This window comes from Nitratireductor sp. J20-h4, from assembly GCF_056780505.1.
This window is the reverse complement of sequence record NZ_CM165557.1, coordinates 2,062,935-2,085,052: the sequence shown is the minus strand read 5'-3', so window position 1 is coordinate 2,085,052 and position 22,118 is coordinate 2,062,935. Positions and strand designations below refer to the sequence as shown.

General features: G+C 63.1%; 23 protein-coding genes. 22 read left to right on the top strand and 1 reads right to left on the bottom strand.

Annotation, left to right across the window (positions count from 1 at the left end; genetic code table 11):
• The first annotated feature begins 128 nt into the window (after positions 1–128).
• From rpoB to ACT2B0_RS10185, 3 genes are all read left to right on the top strand, one after another.
• Complete coding sequence (rpoB, locus tag ACT2B0_RS10195) at positions 129–4,265, top strand: DNA-directed RNA polymerase subunit beta (protein WP_473464291.1); 4,137 nt, start codon at positions 129–131, stop codon at positions 4,263–4,265.
• Positions 4,266–4,417: 152 nt separating this feature from the next.
• The gene (gene rpoC / locus ACT2B0_RS10190; RefSeq protein WP_348511244.1) at positions 4,418–8,617 is read left to right on the top strand and encodes a DNA-directed RNA polymerase subunit beta'; all 4,200 of its coding nucleotides are present in this window, start codon (positions 4,418–4,420) and stop codon (positions 8,615–8,617) included.
• A gap of 421 nt (positions 8,618–9,038) precedes the next feature.
• The gene (locus ACT2B0_RS10185; protein ID WP_348511245.1) at positions 9,039–10,160 is read left to right on the top strand and encodes a porin; all 1,122 of its coding nucleotides are present in this window, start codon (positions 9,039–9,041) and stop codon (positions 10,158–10,160) included.
• A 38-nt stretch (positions 10,161–10,198) separates the two neighbouring features.
• Here ACT2B0_RS10185 and ACT2B0_RS10180 read toward each other — a convergent pair whose 3' ends face one another.
• A complete protein-coding gene (locus ACT2B0_RS10180; RefSeq protein WP_348511246.1) occupies positions 10,199–10,480 on the bottom strand; it encodes a transcriptional regulator in 282 nt (93 codons plus the stop codon).
• Between the two features lie 462 nt (positions 10,481–10,942).
• Between ACT2B0_RS10180 and rpsL the strand changes: the two genes are divergently transcribed.
• From rpsL to rpsN, 19 genes are all read left to right on the top strand, one after another.
• Positions 10,943–11,314, top strand: coding sequence for a 30S ribosomal protein S12 (rpsL, locus tag ACT2B0_RS10175; protein ID WP_146300991.1), 372 nt, complete (start codon positions 10,943–10,945; stop codon positions 11,312–11,314).
• Between the two features lie 76 nt (positions 11,315–11,390).
• Complete coding sequence (rpsG, locus tag ACT2B0_RS10170) at positions 11,391–11,861, top strand: 30S ribosomal protein S7 (RefSeq protein WP_156712441.1); 471 nt, start codon at positions 11,391–11,393, stop codon at positions 11,859–11,861.
• 35 nt (positions 11,862–11,896) lie between these two features.
• Positions 11,897–13,987, top strand: coding sequence for an elongation factor G (gene fusA / locus ACT2B0_RS10165; protein ID WP_473464287.1), 2,091 nt, complete (start codon positions 11,897–11,899; stop codon positions 13,985–13,987).
• A gap of 65 nt (positions 13,988–14,052) precedes the next feature.
• Entirely contained in the window at positions 14,053–15,228 is a 1,176-nt protein-coding gene (gene tuf, locus ACT2B0_RS10160) for an elongation factor Tu (RefSeq protein ID WP_348516088.1), read from the top strand.
• Positions 15,229–15,294: 66 nt separating this feature from the next.
• The gene (gene rpsJ / locus ACT2B0_RS10155) at positions 15,295–15,603 is read left to right on the top strand and encodes a 30S ribosomal protein S10 (RefSeq protein ID WP_007009511.1); all 309 of its coding nucleotides are present in this window, start codon (positions 15,295–15,297) and stop codon (positions 15,601–15,603) included.
• A gap of 69 nt (positions 15,604–15,672) precedes the next feature.
• Entirely contained in the window at positions 15,673–16,401 is a 729-nt protein-coding gene (rplC, locus tag ACT2B0_RS10150; RefSeq protein WP_473464283.1) for a 50S ribosomal protein L3, read from the top strand.
• Positions 16,401–17,021 carry a 50S ribosomal protein L4 gene (gene rplD, locus ACT2B0_RS10145; protein WP_473464280.1) on the top strand — a complete coding sequence of 207 codons (621 nt, stop codon included), beginning with the start codon at positions 16,401–16,403 and terminating at the stop codon, positions 17,019–17,021. Before rplC ends, rplD begins: the two co-directional genes overlap by 1 nt.
• The gene (locus ACT2B0_RS10140; protein ID WP_473464278.1) at positions 17,018–17,311 is read left to right on the top strand and encodes a 50S ribosomal protein L23; all 294 of its coding nucleotides are present in this window, start codon (positions 17,018–17,020) and stop codon (positions 17,309–17,311) included. The genes rplD and ACT2B0_RS10140 overlap by 4 nt, the downstream gene beginning before the upstream one ends.
• 18 nt (positions 17,312–17,329) lie before the next feature.
• The gene (rplB, locus tag ACT2B0_RS10135) at positions 17,330–18,163 is read left to right on the top strand and encodes a 50S ribosomal protein L2 (RefSeq protein WP_473464276.1); all 834 of its coding nucleotides are present in this window, start codon (positions 17,330–17,332) and stop codon (positions 18,161–18,163) included.
• Positions 18,164–18,176: 13 nt separating this feature from the next.
• Positions 18,177–18,455 carry a 30S ribosomal protein S19 gene (rpsS, locus tag ACT2B0_RS10130; RefSeq protein ID WP_106569143.1) on the top strand — a complete coding sequence of 93 codons (279 nt, stop codon included), beginning with the start codon at positions 18,177–18,179 and terminating at the stop codon, positions 18,453–18,455.
• A gap of 2 nt (positions 18,456–18,457) precedes the next feature.
• A complete protein-coding gene (gene rplV, locus ACT2B0_RS10125; protein ID WP_106569144.1) occupies positions 18,458–18,847 on the top strand; it encodes a 50S ribosomal protein L22 in 390 nt (129 codons plus the stop codon).
• A complete protein-coding gene (rpsC, locus tag ACT2B0_RS10120; RefSeq protein ID WP_473464273.1) occupies positions 18,847–19,554 on the top strand; it encodes a 30S ribosomal protein S3 in 708 nt (235 codons plus the stop codon). Before rplV ends, rpsC begins: the two co-directional genes overlap by 1 nt.
• Positions 19,555–19,594: 40 nt before the next feature.
• Entirely contained in the window at positions 19,595–20,008 is a 414-nt protein-coding gene (gene rplP / locus ACT2B0_RS10115) for a 50S ribosomal protein L16 (RefSeq protein WP_106569146.1), read from the top strand.
• A gap of 13 nt (positions 20,009–20,021) precedes the next feature.
• Positions 20,022–20,222 (top strand): 50S ribosomal protein L29, encoded by a 201-nt coding sequence (rpmC, locus tag ACT2B0_RS10110; protein ID WP_473464270.1) that lies wholly within the window; start codon positions 20,022–20,024, stop codon positions 20,220–20,222.
• Between the two features lie 10 nt (positions 20,223–20,232).
• Complete coding sequence (gene rpsQ / locus ACT2B0_RS10105) at positions 20,233–20,475, top strand: 30S ribosomal protein S17 (protein ID WP_473464268.1); 243 nt, start codon at positions 20,233–20,235, stop codon at positions 20,473–20,475.
• 65 nt (positions 20,476–20,540) lie between these two features.
• Positions 20,541–20,909 (top strand): 50S ribosomal protein L14, encoded by a 369-nt coding sequence (gene rplN, locus ACT2B0_RS10100; protein WP_106569149.1) that lies wholly within the window; start codon positions 20,541–20,543, stop codon positions 20,907–20,909.
• 12 nt (positions 20,910–20,921) lie between these two features.
• The gene (gene rplX, locus ACT2B0_RS10095) at positions 20,922–21,233 is read left to right on the top strand and encodes a 50S ribosomal protein L24 (protein WP_473464265.1); all 312 of its coding nucleotides are present in this window, start codon (positions 20,922–20,924) and stop codon (positions 21,231–21,233) included.
• Positions 21,226–21,783, top strand: coding sequence for a 50S ribosomal protein L5 (rplE, locus tag ACT2B0_RS10090; protein WP_473464262.1), 558 nt, complete (start codon positions 21,226–21,228; stop codon positions 21,781–21,783). The genes rplX and rplE overlap by 8 nt, the downstream gene beginning before the upstream one ends.
• Positions 21,784–21,808: 25 nt before the next feature.
• Positions 21,809–22,114, top strand: coding sequence for a 30S ribosomal protein S14 (gene rpsN, locus ACT2B0_RS10085; protein ID WP_473464260.1), 306 nt, complete (start codon positions 21,809–21,811; stop codon positions 22,112–22,114).
• Positions 22,115–22,118: the final 4 nt, after the last annotated feature.

Below are 22,118 nucleotides of genomic sequence, written 5' to 3'. Positions count from 1 at the left end.
AGACGAGAACCCTTTTCCTGTGGGCCGGTCGCGGCCTTCAGGAAACGGGTTTTCATCCGTTTTGATTTGCCGCGCGGAGGATTGCCCCGCGGCCCGACAAGAAGCCGGCAAGGCAGCAAGGAGTGACGATGGCCCAGACCCACACCTTCAACGGCCGCAGGCGTGTCCGCAAATTCTTCGGCAATATTCCCGAAGTGGCGGAAATGCCGAACCTGATCGAGGTTCAGAAGGCGTCCTACGACCAGTTCCTCATGGTCGAGGAGCCGGAAGGCGGCCGCCCCGACGAGGGATTGCAGGCGGTCTTCAAATCCGTGTTCCCGATCACGGACTTTTCCGGAGCGGCGATGCTCGAATTCGTCAGTTACGAATTCGAGGCGCCGAAATTCGATACCGAGGAATGCCGTCAGCGCGACCTCACCTATGCCGCGCCGCTGAAGGTGACCCTGCGCCTGATCGTGTTCGACATCGACGAGGACACCGGCGCCAAGTCGATCAAGGACATCAAGGAGCAGGACGTCTATATGGGCGACATGCCGCTGATGACGTCGAACGGCACCTTCATCGTCAACGGCACCGAGCGCGTCATCGTCTCCCAGATGCACCGGTCGCCGGGCGTGTTCTTCGATCACGACAAGGGCAAGTCGCATTCCTCCGGCAAACTCCTGTTTGCGGCCCGTGTGATCCCCTATCGCGGATCCTGGCTCGATATCGAATTCGATGCCAAGGACATCGTGCACGCCCGCATCGATCGTCGCCGCAAGATTCCGGCGACCTCGCTGTTGATGGCGCTGGGCATGGACGGCGAGGAGATCCTGTCGACCTTCTATAACAAGCTGTCGCTCGTGCGGGACGGCGAGAACTGGCGCATTCCCTACTCGGCCGACCGTTTCCGTGGCCGCAAGACGGTCCTCGACCTGGTCGACGCCGACAGCGGCGAAGTCGTGGTCGAGGCCGGCAAGAAGATCACCGCCCGCCAGGCCAAGCAGCTCGGCGAAAAGGGTCTGAAGGCGATCCGCGCCACGGAGGAGGATATTTTCGGCAGCTACCTCGCCGAAGACATCGTCAATCCGGCGACTGGCGAGATCTATCTCGAAGCCGGCGACGAACTCGACGAAAAGACCCTCAAGGTGCTCGACGAAGCGGGCGTCCAGGAGGTGCAGGTTCTCGACGTCGATCACGTCAATATCGGCGCCTATATCCGCAACACGCTCGCCGTCGACAAGAACGAGGGCCGCCAGGACGCGCTGTTCGACATCTACCGGGTCATGCGCCCGGGCGAGCCGCCGACGCTGGAAACCGCTGAGGCGATGTTCAACTCGCTGTTCTTCGATTCCGAGCGTTACGACCTGTCGGCCGTCGGCCGGGTCAAGATGAACATGCGCCTGGAGCTGGAGACGGACGATACGATGCGTGTCCTGCGCAAGGAGGACATTGTCGCGGTCGTGCGCACGCTGGTCGACCTGCGCGACGGCAAGGGCGAAATCGACGACATCGACAATCTCGGCAATCGCCGCGTGCGTTCGGTCGGCGAACTGATGGAAAACCAGTACCGCGTCGGCCTCTTGCGCATGGAACGCGCGATCAAGGAGCGCATGTCTTCGATCGAGATCGACACGGTGATGCCGCAGGATCTGATCAACGCCAAGCCGGCGGCTGCGGCTGTGCGCGAGTTCTTCGGCTCCTCGCAGCTCTCGCAGTTCATGGATCAGACCAATCCGCTGTCGGAGATCACCCACAAGCGGCGCCTCTCGGCGCTTGGACCGGGCGGTCTCACCCGCGAACGGGCGGGCTTCGAGGTGCGCGACGTCCACGTCACGCATTATGGCCGCATCTGCCCGATCGAGACGCCGGAAGGCCCGAATATCGGCCTGATCAATTCGCTCGCGACCTTCGCCCGCGTCAACAAATACGGCTTCATCGAAAGCCCGTATCGCAAGATCGTCGACGGCAAGGTGTCGAGCGACGTCGTCTATCTGTCGGCGATGGAGGAGGCCAAGCACTATGTCGCGCAGGCCAACGCCAAGCTCGACAAGGATGGCGGCTTCGTTGAGGAATTCGTCATCTGCCGCCACGCCGGCGAGGTGATGATGACCCCGCGCGACAATGTCGATCTGATGGACGTGTCGCCCAAGCAGATGGTGTCGGTCGCCGCGGCGCTGATCCCGTTCCTGGAAAACGACGACGCCAACCGCGCGCTGATGGGCTCCAACATGCAGCGGCAGGCCGTGCCGCTGGTGCGCGCCGAGGCGCCGTTCGTGGGCACCGGCATGGAGCCGATCGTGGCGCGCGATTCGGGCGCTGCCATCGGCGCCCGGCGCACCGGCATCGTCGACCAGGTCGACGCCACGCGTATCGTCATCCGGGCGACCGACGACGTTGACGCCGCCGTATCGGGCGTCGACATCTACCGGCTGCAGAAGTTCCAGCGCTCGAACCAGAATACCTGCATCAACCAGCGTCCGCTGGTGAAGGTGGGCGACCGGATCGAGAAGGGCGACATCATCGCCGACGGGCCGTCGACCGATCTCGGCGATCTGGCGCTCGGCCGCAACGTGCTCGTCGCGTTCATGCCCTGGAACGGCTACAATTACGAGGACTCCATCCTGTTGTCCGAGCGCATCGTGCGCGACGACGTGTTCACGTCGATCCACATCGAGGAATTCGAAGTGGCCGCGCGCGACACCAAGCTCGGGCCGGAAGAGATCACCCGTGACATTCCGAACGTTTCGGAAGAGGCGCTGAAGAACCTCGACGAGGCGGGCATCGTTTATATCGGCGCCGAGGTGCAGCCGGGCGACATCCTGGTCGGCAAGATCACGCCCAAGGGCGAGAGCCCGATGACGCCGGAGGAAAAGCTGCTGCGCGCCATCTTCGGCGAAAAGGCATCGGATGTGCGCGACACCTCCATGCGCATGCCGCCCGGCACGTTCGGCACGGTGGTGGAGGTTCGCGTCTTCAACCGCCACGGCGTGGAGAAGGACGAGCGCGCGATGCAGATCGAGCGCGAGGAAATCGAGCGCCTGGCCAAGGATCGCGACGACGAGCAGGCGATCCTCGACCGCAACACCTATGCGCGCCTGGCCGACATGCTTGTCGGCAAGGAGCCGATCGCGGGCCCGAAGGGCTTCAAGAAGGGCTCCAAGCTGACCAAGGAGATGCTGGACGACTATCCGCGTTCGCAATGGTGGCAGTTCGCCGTCGACGCCGAGAAGCTGCAGAGCGAGCTTGAGGCGCTGCGCGGACAGTACGACGATTCCAAGAACGCGCTCGAGCAGCGCTTCATGGACAAGGTGGAGAAGGTGCAGCGCGGCGACGAGATGCCGCCCGGCGTGATGAAGATGGTCAAGGTCTTCGTCGCGGTGAAGCGCAAGATCCAGCCCGGCGACAAGATGGCCGGCCGTCACGGCAACAAGGGCGTGGTGTCCAAGATCGTTCCGGTCGAGGACATGCCGTTCCTGGAGGACGGCACCCACGCCGATATCGTGCTCAATCCGCTCGGCGTGCCGAGCCGGATGAATGTCGGTCAGATCCTGGAAACCCATCTGGGCTGGGCCTGCGCGGGCATGGGCAACAAGATCGGCGAGCTGATCGAGGCCTACAAGGCGGGCGGCGATATCAAGCCGCTGCGCACCACGCTGGAATCGATCTATCCGGACAATGACCGCAACGAACCGGTGCGCCGCTACGACGACGACAGCGTGATGAGACTTGCCGAGCAGGTCAAACGCGGCGTGTCGATCGCCACGCCGGTCTTCGACGGCGCCCACGAAGCCAACATCAACGAGATGCTGGCGCAGGCCGGGCTTCACGAAAGCGGCCAGTCGACGCTCTATGACGGGCGCACCGGCGAGACGTTCGATCGTCAGGTCACGGTCGGCTACATCTATATGCTGAAGCTGCACCATCTGGTCGACGACAAGATCCATGCGCGTTCGATCGGCCCGTACTCGCTCGTTACCCAGCAGCCGCTGGGCGGCAAGGCGCAGTTCGGCGGCCAGCGCTTCGGCGAGATGGAGGTGTGGGCGCTCGAGGCCTATGGCGCGGCCTACACGCTGCAGGAGATGCTGACGGTGAAGTCGGACGACGTCGCCGGTCGTACCAAGGTCTACGAGGCGATCGTGCGCGGCGACGACACGTTCGAAGCTGGCATCCCCGAAAGCTTCAACGTGCTGGTCAAGGAGATGCGTTCGCTCGGTCTCAATGTCGAGCTGGAAAACACGCGCGTCGACGACGAGCCCGCCCAGCTGCCGGACGCGGCTGAGTAGGAAAACACGCCGCCCGCTCCCCGATCGCGGGGGCGGGCGGCCGAGACAAGGCCGCGGCGACGCCAACCGGCAGCGCGCAGCCGATCAAAAGGGACCACGGGTCCCGGTGGATTTCGACAAGGGGCCGTCACGGTCTCGAACAGGAGCACGGCATGAACCAAGAGGTCATGAATCTCTTCAACCCGCAGGCGCCGGCGCAGACGTTTGATTCGATCCGGATCTCGCTCGCCAGCCCGGACAAGATCCTGTCCTGGTCCTTCGGTGAGATCAAAAAGCCGGAGACCATCAACTACCGCACGTTCAAGCCCGAGCGCGACGGCCTGTTCTGCGCGCGCATCTTCGGTCCGATCAAGGACTATGAGTGCCTGTGCGGCAAATACAAGCGGATGAAATACAAGGGCATCATCTGCGAGAAGTGCGGTGTCGAGGTCACGCTGTCGCGCGTGCGCCGCGAGCGCATGGGTCATATCGAGCTGGCCGCGCCGGTCGCCCATATCTGGTTTTTGAAGTCGCTGCCGAGCCGCATCGGCACGCTGCTCGACATGACGCTCAAGGATATCGAGCGCGTCCTTTATTTCGAAAACTACATCGTCACCGAGCCGGGTCTGACCGACATGAAGCTGCACCAGCTTCTGTCGGAGGAAGACTATATGGTCGCCGTCGACAATTACGGCGAGGACGCCTTCACCGCGATGATCGGCGCCGAGGCGATCCATGAGCTGTTGAGCTCGCTCGAACTGGAGAAGGTCGCGGTCGATCTGCGCGAGGAGCTCGCCACCACGACCTCCGAACTGAAGCAGAAGAAGTTGCTCAAGCGCCTCAAGGTGGTCGAGAACTTCATCGAGTCGGGCAACCGTCCGGAGTGGATGATCATGAAGATCATCCCGGTGATCCCGCCGGACCTGCGTCCGCTGGTTCCGCTCGACGGCGGCCGTTTCGCCACCTCCGACCTGAACGATCTCTATCGTCGCGTCATCAACCGCAACAACCGCCTCAAGCGGCTGATCGAACTGCGCGCGCCCGGCATCATCATCCGCAACGAAAAGCGCATGCTGCAGGAGGCCGTTGACGCGCTGTTCGACAATGGCCGCCGCGGCCGCGTCATCACCGGCGCCAACAAGCGCCCGCTGAAGTCGCTGTCGGACATGCTGAAGGGCAAGCAGGGCCGTTTCCGCCAGAACCTGCTCGGCAAGCGCGTCGACTATTCCGGCCGTTCGGTGATCGTGACCGGTCCGGAGCTGAAGCTGCACCAGTGCGGTCTGCCGAAGAAGATGGCGCTGGAGCTGTTCAAGCCGTTCATCTATGCCCGTCTCGACGCCAAGGGGTTTTCCTCGACGGTCAAGCAGTCGAAGAAGCTGGTCGAGAAGGAAAAGCCGGAAGTCTGGGACATTCTCGATGAGGTGATCCGCGAGCATCCGGTGCTGTTGAACCGCGCGCCGACGCTGCACCGCCTCGGCATCCAGGCTTTCGAGCCGGTGCTGATCGAGGGCAAGGCGATCCAGCTTCATCCGCTGGTGTGTACCGCGTTCAACGCCGACTTCGACGGCGACCAGATGGCCGTGCACGTGCCGCTGTCGCTGGAAGCCCAGCTCGAGGCGCGCGTCTTGATGATGTCGACCAACAACATCCTGCACCCGGCCAACGGCGCGCCGATCATCGTGCCGTCACAGGACATGGTGCTGGGTCTCTATTACCTGTCAATCGTCAACGAGAACGAGCCCGGCGAGGGCATGGTGTTTGCCGATATGGGCGAACTGCATCATGCGCTCGAGACCAAGGCGGTGACGCTGCACACCAAGATCAAGGGGCGCTTCAAGACGGTCGACGCGGACGGCAAACCGGTTTCGCATATCCACGACACCACACCGGGGCGCATGATCATCGGCGAGCTTCTGCCGAAGAACGTCAACGTGCCTTTCGAGACCTGCAACCAGGAGATGACCAAGAAGAACATCTCTCGGATGATCGATACGGTCTATCGCCATTGCGGCCAGAAGGAGACGGTCATTTTCTGCGACCGGATCATGGCGCTCGGCTTCGGTCATGCCTGCCGCGCAGGCATCTCGTTCGGCAAGGACGACATGCTGATCCCCGACACCAAGCAGAAGCTGGTCGGCGAGACCGAGGCGCTGGCGAAGGAATACGAGCAGCAGTACAATGACGGCCTGATCACTCAGGGCGAGAAGTACAACAAGGTCGTCGACGCCTGGGCGAAATGTTCCGAGAAAGTCGCCGACGAGATGATGGGCCGCATCAAGGCGGTCGAGTTCCTGGACAATGGCCGCCAGAAGCCGATGAACTCGATCTACATGATGTCGCATTCGGGTGCCCGCGGCTCGCCGACCCAGATGCGCCAGCTCGCCGGCATGCGCGGCCTGATGGCCAAGCCGTCGGGCGAAATCATCGAAACGCCGATCATTTCCAACTTCAAGGAAGGCCTGACCGTTCTGGAGTATTTCAACTCCACCCACGGCGCCCGCAAGGGCCTGGCCGACACCGCCTTGAAGACGGCGAACTCGGGTTATCTGACGCGCCGTCTCGTCGACGTGGCGCAGGACTGCATCGTCAACGCGGTCGATTGCGGCACGGACAAGGGCCTGACCATGCAGCCGATCGTGGATGCGGGCCAGGTCGTGGCCTCGCTCGGCCAGCGTGTGCTCGGCCGCACCGCGCTCGAGGACATCAATCACCCCGTCACCGGCGACGTGATCGTCAAGGCGGGCACGCTGATGGACGAGCGCGATGTCGAACAGATCGAAAAGGCCGGGGTCCAGTCGATCCGCATCCGCTCCGCGCTCACCTGCGACGTGAAGGTCGGTGTGTGCGCGGTCTGCTACGGGCGCGATCTCGCCCGCGGCACGCCCGTCAACATGGGCGAGGCGGTCGGCGTCATCGCGGCGCAGTCGATCGGCGAGCCGGGCACGCAGTTGACCATGCGCACCTTCCACATGGGCGGTACCGCGCAGGTGGTCGATTCGTCCTTCCTGGAAGCGTCCTATGAAGGCAAGGTGCAGATCCGCAACCGCAACGTGGTGCGCAACTCCGACGGCGATCTGGTCGTCATGGGCCGCAACATGGCGGTCGTCATCCTCGACGAGGCCGACAAGGAACGCGCCGTCCACAGGGTGACCTACGGATCGCGCATCTTCGTCGACGACGGCGACAAGGTGAAGCGCGGCCAGCGCATCTCCGAGTGGGACCCCTACACACGGCCGATCATGACCGAGATCGAAGGCACGGTCGCCTTCGAGGATCTGGTCGACGGCATGTCCGTGCAGGAGGCCACCGACGAATCGACCGGTATCACCAAGCGCGAGGTCATCGACTGGCGTTCGACGCCGCGCGGCGCCGACCTCAAGCCGGCGATCACCATCATGGACGCCAAGGGCAAGATCGGCAAATTCTCCAAGGGCGGCGACGCCCGGGTGATGCTGTCGGTCGAGACGGTGCTGTCGGTCGAGCCGGGCTCGCAGGTCAAGCCCGGCGACGTTCTGGCGCGTATTCCGATGGAAAGCGCCAAGACCAAGGACATCACCGGCGGTCTGCCGCGGGTGGCGGAACTGTTCGAGGCACGCCGGCCGAAGGACCACGCCATCATCGCCGAGATCGACGGCACGGTGCGGTTCGGGCGCGACTACAAGAACAAGCGCCGAATCATCATCGAGCCGCACGAGGAGGGGGGCGATCCGGTCGAATACCTGATCCCGAAGGGCAAGCCGTTCCACCTCCAGGACGGCGACAGCATCGAGAAGGGCGACTACATTCTCGACGGCAACCCGGCGCCGCACGACATCCTGGCCATCAGGGGCGTGGAAGCGCTGGCGTCCTATCTGGTCAACGAGATCCAGGAGGTCTACCGGCTCCAGGGCGTGTTGATCAACGACAAGCACATCGAGGTCATCGTGCGGCAGATGCTGCAGAAGATCGAGATCACCGAGCAGGGCGATTCGGTCTACATCCCCGGGGATCACGTCGATTCGATCGAGTTCGACGAGATCAACGACCGCCTGGTCGAGGACGGCAAGAAACCGGCCCAGGGCCAGCCGGTGCTGCTTGGCATCACCAAGGCGTCGTTGCAGACGCCGTCCTTCATCTCCGCCGCCTCCTTCCAGGAGACGACGCGGGTTCTCACCGAAGCGGCGGTTGCCGGCAAGACCGACACGCTGCAGGGCCTGAAGGAGAACGTCATTGTCGGTCGCCTGATCCCGGCCGGCACCGGCGGGGTGATGAGCCAGATCCGGCGCATTGCCGTTCAGCGCGACGAACTGATCCTCGACGAACGCCGCAAGGCGTCCGGCGTGGAGATGGCCGAGCCGATGCTGGCGGACATGTCCACGCAAACCGTCGAATAAGGACGGCGCATCGGTCGCCGAACTTTAGAGCCGTCGGCCCTGGCCGGCGGCTTTTTTCGTTCGGCGCCTCGTCTGGTAGGGGCGCATGGCATCGTGAGATGGGCGGAGGGTGAAAAACCTCACATACGCCACCGCGGCAGGCCGCTTAGATGACGGTGCGGCATCGATCGGGTCCATGACCTCCCAGCCGCGTTCTAGGCCGTCCGGTTATTTGCCCCACCGGACGGCCTTTTTCATTGCCGGCACAGCTCTATTGGAACCGGGAACGCGCTTTGGGCTTGGCGGAACCGACGCAGGCGGTGGACATACGCGCTTTGTTCCAGGAATGCGCGCAATAGTTGCTTGCATATCCACCGAACATGTCGCCATCCTAACGGGGCGCGTCAGCGCAGCGTCGACGCGCCCTGTAGGGAGGGGAGCAATGATGCACTTCGCACGAGTTGCGGCCGCCACCTTGGTGGCGTGTGCCGCCGGCGCGACTGCTCGCGCCGAGAACGGAACCGCGGTTGAGTATGTGCGCGTGTGCGACGCGTACGGCACGGGCTTCTTCTATATTCCCGGGACGGAGACCTGCCTGAAGGTCGGGGGACGACTTCGTGCGGAACGGGTCGAAAACCCCTCCGAATTGGGCGTGGGCACGGTTCGCAGGCAGCTGGGATTGGACGTCAGCGAGACGTTTCTCTACTGGATGCCCAGCTATGTCGACCGGTTCGGCGGCGGTGTGGATTTCGAGTACGGGCTCGGCAAGCGCGGTTCGCCGCTGGGCGACTATTACGGCTTCGTCTACGGCTCGTTCGACTATAGCGGCGGCAAGGAGAAGGCGTCCGGCCGGGCCGAAATCGGGCAAGACGGGGTTACGGGCACCGGTTTCACCTTCGGGCGCGGCCATCCTATGTACGGCACCGGGGTGATCGGCACCGCGCCGGGTTTCGGCCTTTACGGCGAAGGCGAGATCAGCAGCAACTGGGCAATCGGCGCGGCGGGCTATGGCAAGAGCTTCATCCTCGACGAAGAGGACACCCGCTCTCCGGTCGTCGTCCTGCGGGCGGGGCTCTACGGGGAGGGCATCGCTTTCGACTCGCGCGCGAAGGCGAAACTGACATTCGGCGGCAATCCGTTTCCCGGCTTCTACCAGCGCTACAAGATGGAGACCCAGGATTATTATGCGGGGGTGGCGACGGGGCTCGACCTCGTCCTGTTTCCCACCGAGCGCACCCGTGTGACCGTCGGTGGCGCGCTCAACTGGGCCTATCACTGGGGCGAGGCCGATTTTCGACAGGTGACCGGTGTCGGGGGCGGCAATCGCGTGAAGGACACGCTGCATTTCGACAATTCCGGCTTCGTGGTTGGTGCGTCGGCCAGGATCGAGCTGCAATACGCGCTGATGCGGGATTGGACGGTGGCGCTGGGGTACGAATACTCCTATCTGCCGGAGGTCAGCGGCGTCGACATGCGTGAAACGCCGAACGATGCCGAGCTGCGCGGCGTCAGCACCGGGATCGACCGTCACTTCGGCTATCTCAAGATGACCCGCGGGTTCTGAAGCGTCGGCCTCGTTCTGCGCGTCGGCGACTGGCCGGCTCAGAACGGCTCGTCAAACGTAACGATCGAGATCTCGCCGGCGAGCGCGCCCTCGTAGGCGGTCAGATGCGGCTCGTCGTCGGGAACGCCGTCCATGTCGCCGATACGATCGAGTTCGGCCTCGACATACCCTTCGCGCGCCAGCGCCTCCAGCGCCGAGCGCACGGCGGTGTCGTCGTCGGGAGCGACCAGCAAGACGTGCACGCCGAGCGGGTCGCCCCCCTTCTGCTCCCAGACCCGACCGGTGATGATGGTGACGGGTTGGTTGTCGTTGTCCTGCATGGAGTGATTCCCTGGCTGCGCCCCGCAGGGGTCGAATCGGATAACCGACGGTGTTGTGACATGTCCGGCGCCGGGGCGACAGGCCAACACGGGTTCGATCAGCAGGATGGTGGGCACGATTACGACATAATATTGCGCGACAGGCGGCGTGCGGCGGGTTCGGTGCGATTTATCGGCCCGCGGGGTTGACGGTTTGGTGGCTTGCGCGTATTAGCCGCCTCGTCTGAGCCGATGTGAGACTTGGCCTTTCGGGACGACGCGTCCTGAAGTTCGTCTCAAACAGGGTTCGTTCTACGAGCGACGACATATCCGGCGCGCATGAGGCGGGGCTCCCGCTTCCTCTGCTTTTTTGTTCGGGCAAGCCGCTAGGCGGCGTTTTGCCCGGCTTTGCGTATGGAAAAGGCGCTGCGAGCGGCCCGATGACGGCCTGAAGACACGGAATTGGAAGAGAAGGAAGGTTTGATGCCTACCGTAAACCAGCTGATCCGCAAGCCGCGCACCGCGCCGGTGAAGCGCAACAAGGTTCCGGCCATGCAGCAGAACCCGCAAAAGCGCGGTGTCTGCACGCGCGTCTACACAACGACGCCGAAGAAGCCGAACTCGGCGCTGCGCAAGGTTGCGAAGATCCGCCTCGTCAATGGCTTCGAGGTGATCGGCTATATTCCCGGCGAGGGGCATAATCTTCAGGAGCACTCGGTGGTGATGATCCGCGGTGGTCGCGTGAAGGACCTTCCCGGCGTGCGTTACCACATCATCCGCGGCGTGCTCGACACGCAGGGCGTGAAGAACCGCAAGCAGCGCCGTTCCAAATACGGTGCCAAGCGTCCGAAGTGACCTGAGCGAAGGTCATCCCGGGCGGCGCGATGCGGCGATCCGGGGTTGGGCCTGCCAGTTTTGAGGCTGAGAAAAGATGTCCCGTCGTCACAGAGCAGAAAAGCGTGAGATCAACCCGGACCCGAAGTTCGGCGATCTGGTTGTCACCAAGTTCATGAACGCGATCATGTTGCACGGCAAGAAGTCGATCGCCGAGACCATCGTCTACGGCGCGATGCAGCAGATCGAAGACAAGACCAAGCAGGAGCCGGTCGGCGTGTTCCACCAGGCGCTCGACAATGTCGCGCCGCATGTCGAGGTTCGTTCGCGCCGCGTCGGTGGCGCGACCTACCAGGTTCCCGTGGACGTGCGCCCGGAGCGCCGCCAGGCGCTGGCCATCCGCTGGCTGATCGGTGCCGCGCGCGGCCGCAACGAGACCACGATGGTCGACCGACTTTCCGGTGAGTTGATGGATGCCGCGAACAATCGCGGTTCCGCCGTCAAGAAACGCGAAGACACGCACCGCATGGCCGAGGCGAACCGCGCCTTCGCCCATTATCGCTGGTAAGCGGCAGAGCGGAAAGACGAGCGAAAGGCACGAAGATGGCCCGCGACTACAAAATCGAAGATTATCGCAATTTCGGCATCATGGCGCATATCGATGCCGGTAAGACAACGACGACCGAGCGCGTCCTGTTTTATACCGGCAAGTCGCACAAGCTCGGTGAAGTCCATGATGGCGCCGCCACCATGGACTGGATGGAGCAGGAGCAAGAGCGCGGCATCACCATCACGTCGGCCGCGACCACGACCTTCTGGCAGGGGCGCGACGGCAAGAAGCGCCGCTTCAACATCATCGACACGCCCGGGCACGTTGACTTCACGATCGAAGTCGAGCGTTCGCTGCGCGTGCTTGACGGCGCGATCGCGCTGCTCGACGCCAATGCCGGCGTGGAGCCGCAGACCGAGACCGTGTGGCGCCAGGCCGACAAGTATCATGTGCCGCGCATGATTTTCTGCAACAAGATGGACAAGATCGGCGCCGACTTCTATCGCTCGGTCGAGATGGTTTCTTCACGTCTCGGCGCGACGCCCGTTGTCATGCAGTTGCCGATCGGTGCGGAAAGCGACTTTGCCGGCGTCGTCGATCTGATCGAGATGAAGGCGCTGGTCTGGAAGTCGGAAAATCTCGGTGCTGAATGGGATGTCGTCGACATTCCGGCCGACATGCAGGCGAAGGCCGAGGAATATCGCGAGAAGATGATCGAGACCGCCGTTGAAATGGACGAGGCGGCGCTCGAGGCCTATCTCGAAGGCGAATTTCCATCCAATGACGAACTGCGCCGCCTGATCCGCATGGGTACGGTCGCGGTCAAGTTCTTCCCGATGTTCTGTGGCTCGGCCTTCAAGAACAAGGGTGTTCAGCCGCTGCTCGACGCCGTCGTCGACTTCTTGCCGTCGCCGGTCGAAGTGCCGGCGATCAAGGGTATCGACCCGAAGACCGAGCAGGAGACCGAGCGCAAATCGTCAGACGACGAGCCGCTGTCGATGCTGGCCTTCAAGATCATGAACGACCCGTTCGTCGGCTCGCTCACCTTCTGCCGGATCTATTCCGGTGTCTTGAAGAAGGGCGTCGGTCTGGAAAACACGGTCAAGGGCAAGCGCGAGCGCATCGGCCGCATGCTGCAGATGCATTCGAATTCGCGCGAGGACATCGACGAGGCGTTCGCCGGCGACATCGTCGCGCTGGCCGGCCTCAAGGAGACGACCACGGGCGACACGCTTTGCGATCCGCTCAAGCCGGTTGTCCTGGAACGGATGGAATTCCCCGACCCGGTGATCCAGATCGCGATCGAACCCAAGACCAAGGGCGATCAGGAAAAGATGGGCATGGCGCTCAACCGGCTCGCGGCGGAGGATCCGTCCTTCCGCGTGCGTACGGACGAGGAATCCGGCCAGACGATCATTGCCGGCATGGGCGAGTTGCATCTCGACATCCTGGTCGATCGCATGAAGCGCGAATTCAAGGTCGAGGCCAATGTCGGCGCGCCGCAGGTTGCCTATCGCGAGACGATCACCAAGGTCGCCGAGATCGACTACACCCACAAGAAGCAGTCGGGCGGGTCGGGCCAGTTCGCCCGCGTCAAGATCGTGTTCGAGCCGAACGCCGACGGCGAGGACTTCGTCTTCGAATCCAAGATCGTGGGCGGTTCGGTGCCGAAGGAGTACATCCCCGGCGTCCAGAAGGGCATCGAGAGCGTGTTGTCTTCCGGTCCGGTGGCGGGCTTCCCGATGCTCGGCGTCAAGGCGACGCTGATCGACGGCGCCTACCATGACGTCGATTCCTCGGTGCTCGCCTTCGAGATCGCCGCGCGCGCAGCCTTTCGCGAAGGTGCGCAAAAGGCCGGCGCACAGCTGCTGGAGCCGATCATGAAGGTTGAGGTCGTGACGCCGGAAGATTATGTCGGCGACGTGATCGGCGACTTGAACTCGCGGCGCGGCCAGATCCAGGGCACGGAAGCCCGTGGTATCGCCACGGTGATCAACGCGATGGTGCCGTTGGCCAACATGTTCAAATATGTCGACAATCTGCGCTCCATGTCGCAGGGCCGCGCCCAGTACACGATGCTGTTCGATCATTACGAACCTGTTCCGACTGCGGTCGCGCAGGAAATTCAGAAAAAATACGCGTAGTCCCGAGGGATTGACGTCGAAGTCAACAATGCCCGCGAGCGGGTGGAAGGAAATGGAGAAGTCACATGGCAAAAGGTAAATTCGAGCGTAATAAGCCTCATGTGAACATTGGCACGATTGGTCATGTTGACCACGGCAAGACGTCGTTGACGGCGGCGATCACGAAGTTTTTCGGCGAGTTCAAGGCGTATGACATGATCGACGCGGCGCCGGAGGAGAAGGCGCGCGGGATCACGATTTCGACGGCGCATGTCGAGTATGAGACGGATGCGCGTCACTACGCGCATGTCGACTGCCCTGGGCACGCCGACTACGTGAAGAACATGATCACGGGCGCGGCGCAGATGGACGGCGCGATCCTGGTTGTGTCGGCGGCCGACGGCCCGATGCCGCAGACGCGCGAGCACATTTTGCTGGCGCGGCAGGTCGGCGTTCCGGCGATCGTGGTTTTCCTGAACAAGGTCGACCAGGTCGACGATGCGGAGCTTTTGGAGCTCGTCGAGCTCGAGGTTCGCGAGCTTCTGTCGGCCTACGAGTTCCCGGGCGACGACATCCCGATCGTCAAGGGCTCGGCGCTTGCCGCGCTTGAGGATTCGAACAAGGAGATCGGCGAGGACGCGATCCGTGCGCTGATGAAGGAAGTCGACGCCTATATCCCGACGCCGGAGCGTCCGGTCGACCAGCCGTTCCTGATGCCGATCGAGGACGTGTTTTCGATCTCGGGCCGCGGCACGGTTGTGACGGGGCGCGTCGAGCGCGGCATCGTGAAGGTGGGCGAGGAGGTCGAGATCGTCGGCATCCGGCCGACGACGAAGACGACGGTGACGGGCGTGGAGATGTTCCGCAAGCTTCTGGACCAGGGCCAGGCGGGCGACAATATCGGCGCGCTTCTGCGCGGTGTCGACCGCGAGGGCGTTGAGCGCGGGCAGATCCTGTGCAAGCCGGGTTCGGTGATGCCGCACACCAAGTTCAAGGCGGAAGCCTATATCCTGACGAAGGAGGAGGGCGGTCGCCACACGCCGTTCTTCACCAATTACCGTCCGCAGTTCTACTTCCGCACGACGGACGTGACGGGTGTTGTGACGCTGCCGGAAGGCACGGAGATGGTGATGCCGGGCGACAATGTGACGGTCGACGTCGAACTGATCGTGCCGATCGCCATGGAAGAAAAGCTGCGCTTCGCCATCCGCGAGGGCGGACGCACCGTGGGCGCGGGCATCGTCGCCTCGATCACCGAATAAGGCAAAAAACCGGTCTGGCGCGGGCGCGGCAAACCCGTCGCACCCCGCCAAACAAGGACACTATCCATGAACGGACAAAATATCCGAATTCGCCTCAAAGCGTTCGACCATCGTGTGCTCGACGCCTCGACCCGGGAGATCGTGTCGACGGCCAAGCGTACCGGGGCGAATGTTCGCGGGCCGGTTCCGCTGCCGACGCGGATCGAGAAGTTCACTGTGAACCGCTCGCCGCATATCGACAAGAAGAGCCGCGAACAGTTCGAGATGCGCACGCATAAGCGTCTTCTCGACATCGTGGATCCGACGCCGCAGACGGTTGACGCGCTGATGAAGCTCGATCTGGCCGCCGGCGTTGACGTTGAGATCAAGCTCTAACGAGTTGAGAAGAGGCGCGGTGGGGCGCTCGAGCCCCGCCCGGGAACTCTTGAGAAGGAAATCGAACCGATGCGTTCAGGTGTTATCGCACAGAAGGTGGGGATGACGCGCATCTACAACGAAGCGGGCGAACATGTGCCCGTGACGGTTCTGCGGATGGAGAACTGTCAGGTTGTTGCGCAGCGCACCCAGGAAAAGAACGGCTACACGGCTGTCCAGCTCGGCGTAGGGCTTGCCCGCGTCAAGAATACGACCAAGGCGCTGCGGGGCCATTTCGCCACCGCGTCCGTCGAGCCCAAGTCGAAGCTGGCCGAGTTCCGCGTGTCGCCGGAATGCCTGCTCGACGTGGGAGCCGAAATCACGGCCGACCATTTCGTCGCGGGGCAGAAGGTGGACGTCACCGGCACCTCGATCGGCAAGGGGTTCCAGGGCGTGATGAAACGCCACAATTTTGGCGGCGGTCGTGCCACCCACGGTAACTCGGTCTCGCACCGTTCGCACGGTTCGACCGGTCAGCGCCAGGACCCCGGCAAGGTGTTCAAGGGCAAGAAGATGGCCGGCCATATGGGCCATACGCGGGTCACCACCCAGAATGTCGAAGTGGTGTCGACGGACGTCGATCGCGGGCTGATCCTGGTCCGCGGCGCGGTCCCCGGTTCGAAGGGCGCCTGGATCCTGGTCCGCGACGCCGTCAAGGCGTCGCTGCCGGACAACGCGCCGAAGCCGGCCGCGTTCCGGGCCGCTGCCGCCAACGACGCCGGCGCAAGTCAAGCCGCCGCTCAGGAAGGTGCCGAGTGATGGATATCAAGATCACAACGCTGGCCGGCAAGGACGCAGGCAAGGCGTCTCTGTCGGAAGAGATTTTCGGCCTCGATCCGCGTGAGGACCTGCTGCAGCGCGTCGTGCGCTGGCAACTGGCCAAGAAGCAGCAGGGCACCCACAAGACCAAGGGGCGTTCGGAGATTTCGCGCACCGGCGCCAAGATGTACCGGCAGAAGGGTACGGGCCGCGCCCGTCACTCCTCGGCGCGGGTTCCCCAGTTCCGCGGCGGCGGCCGGGCCCACGGGCCGGTGGTGCGCAGCCACGAGCACGAGCTGCCCAAGAAGGTGCGCGCGCTCGGTCTGAAGCATGCCCTGTCGGCCAAGGCCAAGGCCTCGAACCTGATCGTGGTCGACGACCTGACGTTGCCGGAAGCCAAGACCAAGGCGTTGCTCGCCAGCTTCCAGAAGCTCGGCCTCGACAACGCGCTGATGATCGGTGGCGCCGAGATCGACGCCAACTTCAAGCGGGCGGCGGCGAACATCCCCAATATCGACGTGCTGCCCATCCAGGGCATCAATGTCTACGACATTTTGCGCCGCGGTACGCTGGTTCTGTCGAAATCGGCCATCGAGGCTCTCGAGGAGCGTTTCAAATGACGGATCTGCGCCATTACGACGTGATCGTCAGCCCGGTGATCACGGAAAAGTCGACCATGGCCTCGGAAGTCAACCAGGTGGTCTTCAAGGTCGCCCGCAAGGCTTCCAAGCCGGAGATCAAGGCTGCCGTGGAGGCGCTGTTCGGCGTCAAGGTCATGGCCGTCAACACGCTCATTCGCAAGGGCAAGGTGAAGCGCTTCCGCGGCACTATCGGCCAGCAGAGCGATTTCAAGAAAGCCGTCGTGACGCTGGCCGAGGGCCAGTCGATCGATATCGCGACGGGTCTTTGAGAGGCTTGAGGTAGGGTTATGGCACTCAAGAAGTACAATCCGATCACGCCGAGTCAGCGCCAGCTGATCATCGTCGATCGCTCCGGCCTCTACAAAGGCAAGCCGGTCAAGGGCCTGACGCAGGGGCTGACGAAATCCGGCGGGCGCAACAATGCCGGTCGGGTGACCGCCCGCTTCATCGGCGGCGGTCACAAGCGGACCTATCGCGTGGTCGACTTCAAGCGGCGCAAGCTCGACGTGTCGGCGACGGTGGAGCGGCTGGAATACGATCCCAATCGCTCGGCGTTCATCGCGCTGGTCCGCTACGACGATGGCGAATTGTCCTACATCCTGGCGCCGCAGCGTCTGGCTGTTGGCGACAAGGTGATCGCCGGTGCGTCGGTCGACGTGAAGCCGGGCAACGCGATGCCGCTGTCGGCGATGCCGATCGGCACGATCGTGCACAATGTCGAGCTGAAGCCCGGCAAGGGCGGTCAGGTCGCGCGTTCGGCGGGTGCCTACGTGCAGCTGGTTGGTCGCGACCAAGGCATGGCGATCCTGCGGCTGAATTCCGGCGAGCAGCGCCTGGTGCATGGTTCGTGCTTTGCCACGATCGGCGCGGTCTCCAATCCGGACCACGCCAACATCAATGACGGCAAGGCGGGCCGCACGCGCTGGCGCGGCAAGCGTCCGCATAACCGGGGCGTGACCATGAACCCGGTCGACCACCCGCACGGCGGTGGTGAAGGCCGCACGTCCGGCGGTCGCCATCCGGTGTCGCCGTGGGGCAAGCCCACCAAGGGCAAGCGCACGCGCTCCAACAAGTCGACCGACAAGTTCATCATGCGCTCGCGTCATGCGCGCAAGTCATAAGAGGTAACGCGAAGTGACCCGCTCAGTCTGGAAAGGCCCATTCATCGACGGCTACATGCTGAAGAAGGCCGAGAAGGTGCGCGAGAGCGGCCGCAACGAGGTGATCAAGATCTGGAGCCGTCGCTCCACCGTTCTGCCTCAGTTCGTCGGTCTGACCTTTGGCGTTTACAACGGCCAGAAGCATGTGCCGGTTTCCGTGTCGGAAGACATGGTCGGGCATAAATTCGGTGAATTCGCGCCGACCCGGACCTATTACGGCCACGGGGCGGACAAGAAGGCGAAGAGGAAATAAAGATGGGCAAGGCCAAAGCTCCGCGCCGGCTTGCTGACAACGAGGCGCGCGCCGTATTGCGCACGATCCGCGTCAGCCCTCAGAAGCTTAACCTGGTTGCTGCGATGATCCGCGGCAAGAAGGTGGCGAGCGCGCTCGCGGATCTCGAATTCTCGCGCAAGCGCATCGCCGGCACGGTCAGAAAGACACTGGAATCTGCGATCGCAAACGCGGAAAACAACCATGACCTCGACGTTGATTCGCTGGTCGTGGCGGAAGCCTTCGTTGGCAAGTCGATCACCATGAAGCGGTTTCATGCTCGCGGCCGCGGTCGCGCCAGCCGTATCGAGAAGCCATTCTCGAACCTGACGATCGTGGTTCGCGAAGTAGAAGACAACGTGGAGGCCGCCTGATGGGCCAGAAAGTCAATCCGATCGGGCTTCGTCTCGGCATCAACCGGACCTGGGACTCGCGCTGGTATGCCAATACCGGCGAATACGGCAAGCTGCTGCACGAGGACATCAAGATCCGCAAATATCTGATGTCGGAGCTCAAGCAGGCCGCGATTTCCAAGGTGGTGATCGAACGTCCGCACAAAAAGTGCCGCGTGACGATCCATGCCGCGCGCCCGGGCCTGATCATCGGCAAGAAGGGCGCGGACATCGAGAAGCTGCGCCGCAAGCTGACCGAAATGACCCAGTCGGAGACGCATCTCAACATCGTCGAGGTGCGCAAGCCCGAGATCGACGCGACGCTGATCGCACAGTCGATCGCCCAGCAGCTCGAGCGTCGCGTCGCGTTCCGGCGCGCCATGAAGCGTGCCGTGCAGTCGGCCATGCGGTTGGGCGCGGAAGGCATCCGCATCAATTGCGCCGGCCGTCTGGGCGGCGCGGAGATCGCGCGCATGGAATGGTATCGCGAAGGTCGCGTGCCGCTGCATACGCTGCGCGCCGATGTCGACTACGGGACCGCCGAGGCGCAGACCGCCTACGGAATCTGCGGCGTCAAGGTCTGGGTGTTCAAGGGCGAGATCCTCGAGCACGATCCGATGGCGTCCGAACGCCGTGTGGTCGAGAGCGAGAATCAGGGCGGCGGTGGCCGTCGTCGCGAAAACGCCTGATCGGTTGCCGCGGGCAAAACGGAATTTGGAGTAGAAAACGATGCTGCAGCCGAAGCGCACGAAGTTCCGCAAGCAGTTCAAGGGCCGGATCCATGGCGCGGCCAAGGGCGGCACCAATCTCGATTTCGGGTCCTTCGGTCTGAAGGCGCTCGAGCCCGAGCGCGTGACGGCGCGCCAGATCGAGGCCGCTCGCCGGGCGATCACCCGCGAGATGAAGCGTCAGGGCCGGGTGTGGATCCGCATCTTCCCGGACGTGCCGGTGACGTCGAAGCCGACCGAAGTCCGCATGGGCAAGGGCAAGGGCTCGGTCGATTACTGGGTTTGCCGGGTCAAGCCGGGCCGGATCATGTTCGAGCTCGACGGCGTCAACGAGACGATCGCGCGCGAGGCGCTGCGGCTCGGGGCGGCCAAACTTCCCGTCAAGACGCGCTTCGTGCAGCGCATCGTCGAATAGAAAGGGCTGACAGATGAAAGCCTCGGATATCAGGGCCAAGACCCTCGACCAGCTTACCGACGATCTCGCGGGCCTGAAGAAGGAGCAGTTCAATCTGCGCTTCCAGCAGGCAACCGGGCAGATCGAGAAGACCGCGCGCGTCAAGCAGGTCCGTCGGGACATTGCGCGTATCAAGACCATCGTCGTCGAGAAATCGGCGGACAAGAAGGCGTAAGGACAAACAAATGCCAAAGCGCATCCTGCAGGGCACGGTCGTGTCGGACAAGAACGACAAGACCGTCGTCGTCAAGGTCGAGCGTCGCTTCACCCATCCGGTGATGAAGAAGACCGTGCGTACGTCGAAGAACTACAAGGCGCACGATGAAGCCAACAGCCACAAGGTCGGCGATAGCGTGTTCATCCAGGAATCGCGGCCGATCTCCAAGGACAAGCGCTGGGTCGTGGTGACCGAAGCGCAGGCCGAATAGCAACGATCAAGGAAGCCGGGGAGGGCGTTGGCCTGTCCCCCTGAACAAGAAGAAGGCGGCCAGTCATGATTCAGATGCAAACAAACCTCGACGTCGCGGATAATTCCGGCGCCCGTCGTGTCATGTGCATCAAGGTGCTGGGCGGTTCGAAGCGGAAATACGCTTCCGTCGGCGACATCATCGTGGTGTCGGTCAAGGAAGCCATTCCGCGCGGCCGCGTGAAGAAGGGCGATGTGATGCGGGCGGTCGTGGTGCGCACGGCCAAGGACATCCGCCGTCCGGACGGCAGCGTCATTCGTTTCGACAAGAATGCCGCCGTTCTGGTGGACAACAAGAAAGAGCCGATCGGCACGCGTATCTTCGGACCGGTTCCGCGCGAACTGCGCGCGAAGAGCCACATGAAGATCATCTCGCTTGCGCCGGAAGTGCTTTAAGGAGCCGGACTGATGCAGAAGATCCGTAAGGGCGACAAAGTCGTCGTGCTCGCCGGCAAGGACAAGGGCCGTACCGGTGAAGTTGTGAAAGTCATGCCGAAGGACGACAAGGCCGTCGTGCGTGGCATCAATGTTGTGCGCCGCCACCAGCGGCAGACGCAGACCCAGGAAGGCGGCATCGTCGCGCTCGACGCGCCGATCCACCTGTCCAACCTCGCGCTCGCCGATCCCAAGGACGGCAAGCCGACCCGCGTCGGCTTCGACGTCAAGGACGGCAAGAAGGTGCGCGTCGCCAAGCGCTCGGGAGTAGCGATCGATGTCTGAGACGGCTTACGAACCCCGCCTGAAAAAGCTCTACAACGAGACGATCCGCAAGGCGCTTCGCGACCAGTTCGGTTACGCCAACGGGATGCAGGTTCCGCGTCTCGACAAGGTCGTCATCAATATGGGTGTCGGCGAGGCCACGGCGGACTCCAAGAAGCCGACCACGGCGGCGGGAGACCTGGCGCTGATCGCCGGCCAGAAGGCCGTCGTGACCCGCGCCCGCAACTCGATCGCCGGCTTCAAGGTCCGCGAGGGCATGCCGATCGGCGCCAAGGTGACGCTGCGCAAGGATCGTATGTACGACTTCGTCGATCGTCTGGTGACGATCGCGCTGCCGCGCGTGCGCGACTTCCGCGGCCTGAATCCGAAAAGCTTCGATGGACGCGGCAATTTCGCCATGGGCATCAAGGAACACATCGTGTTTCCCGAGATCAATTACGACAAGGTCGACCAGATCTGGGGAATGGACATCATCGTTTGCACGACTGCCCCGACCGACGACGAGGCTCGGGCCTTGCTCAAGGCCCTGAACTTCCCGTTCAGGCAGTAACGGCAGCGAGAAAGGACAATCTGAAATGGCAAAGACCAGCTCAGTCGAAAAGAACAAGCGTCGTCGCCAGCTCGTTGCGCGTCACGCCGCCAAGCGCGCCGCGCTCAAGGCGGTCGTGATGGACCGCGACCTGCCGATGGAGGACCGCTTCCGCGCGCAGCTCAAGCTCGCCGCGATGCCGCGCAACTCCTCGAAGGTGCGTATCCGCAATCGCTGCGAGGTGACCGGTCGCCCGCGTGCCTATTATCGCAAGCTGAACATGTCTCGTGTGGCGCTGCGTGAACTGGGCTCGCTGGGTATGATCCCGGGCCTTGTGAAGTCGAGCTGGTAAGGAG

What these genes read in the sequence shown, in the direction of transcription:
- tuf (WP_348516088.1), top strand. Translation starts at nt 14,053, where the DNA reads ATGGCAAAAGGTAAATTCGAGCGTAATAAGCCTCATGTGAACATTGGC.
- rpsQ (WP_473464268.1), top strand. Translation starts at nt 20,233, where the DNA reads ATGCCAAAGCGCATCCTGCAGGGCACGGTCGTGTCGGACAAGAACGAC.
- rplB (WP_473464276.1), top strand. Translation starts at nt 17,330, where the DNA reads ATGGCACTCAAGAAGTACAATCCGATCACGCCGAGTCAGCGCCAGCTG.
- fusA (WP_473464287.1), top strand. Translation starts at nt 11,897, where the DNA reads ATGGCCCGCGACTACAAAATCGAAGATTATCGCAATTTCGGCATCATG.
- ACT2B0_RS10180 (WP_348511246.1), bottom strand. Translation starts at nt 10,480, where the DNA reads ATGCAGGACAACGACAACCAACCCGTCACCATCATCACCGGTCGGGTC.
- rpsG (WP_156712441.1), top strand. Translation starts at nt 11,391, where the DNA reads ATGTCCCGTCGTCACAGAGCAGAAAAGCGTGAGATCAACCCGGACCCG.
- rplN (WP_106569149.1), top strand. Translation starts at nt 20,541, where the DNA reads ATGATTCAGATGCAAACAAACCTCGACGTCGCGGATAATTCCGGCGCC.
- rplE (WP_473464262.1), top strand. Translation starts at nt 21,226, where the DNA reads ATGTCTGAGACGGCTTACGAACCCCGCCTGAAAAAGCTCTACAACGAG.
- rplV (WP_106569144.1), top strand. Translation starts at nt 18,458, where the DNA reads ATGGGCAAGGCCAAAGCTCCGCGCCGGCTTGCTGACAACGAGGCGCGC.
- rpmC (WP_473464270.1), top strand. Translation starts at nt 20,022, where the DNA reads ATGAAAGCCTCGGATATCAGGGCCAAGACCCTCGACCAGCTTACCGAC.
- rplD (WP_473464280.1), top strand. Translation starts at nt 16,401, where the DNA reads ATGGATATCAAGATCACAACGCTGGCCGGCAAGGACGCAGGCAAGGCG.
- rpoB (WP_473464291.1), top strand. Translation starts at nt 129, where the DNA reads ATGGCCCAGACCCACACCTTCAACGGCCGCAGGCGTGTCCGCAAATTC.
- rplC (WP_473464283.1), top strand. Translation starts at nt 15,673, where the DNA reads ATGCGTTCAGGTGTTATCGCACAGAAGGTGGGGATGACGCGCATCTAC.
- ACT2B0_RS10140 (WP_473464278.1), top strand. Translation starts at nt 17,018, where the DNA reads ATGACGGATCTGCGCCATTACGACGTGATCGTCAGCCCGGTGATCACG.
- rpsJ (WP_007009511.1), top strand. Translation starts at nt 15,295, where the DNA reads ATGAACGGACAAAATATCCGAATTCGCCTCAAAGCGTTCGACCATCGT.
- rplP (WP_106569146.1), top strand. Translation starts at nt 19,595, where the DNA reads ATGCTGCAGCCGAAGCGCACGAAGTTCCGCAAGCAGTTCAAGGGCCGG.
- rpsN (WP_473464260.1), top strand. Translation starts at nt 21,809, where the DNA reads ATGGCAAAGACCAGCTCAGTCGAAAAGAACAAGCGTCGTCGCCAGCTC.
- rpoC (WP_348511244.1), top strand. Translation starts at nt 4,418, where the DNA reads ATGAACCAAGAGGTCATGAATCTCTTCAACCCGCAGGCGCCGGCGCAG.
- ACT2B0_RS10185 (WP_348511245.1), top strand. Translation starts at nt 9,039, where the DNA reads ATGATGCACTTCGCACGAGTTGCGGCCGCCACCTTGGTGGCGTGTGCC.
- rpsL (WP_146300991.1), top strand. Translation starts at nt 10,943, where the DNA reads ATGCCTACCGTAAACCAGCTGATCCGCAAGCCGCGCACCGCGCCGGTG.
- rplX (WP_473464265.1), top strand. Translation starts at nt 20,922, where the DNA reads ATGCAGAAGATCCGTAAGGGCGACAAAGTCGTCGTGCTCGCCGGCAAG.
- rpsC (WP_473464273.1), top strand. Translation starts at nt 18,847, where the DNA reads ATGGGCCAGAAAGTCAATCCGATCGGGCTTCGTCTCGGCATCAACCGG.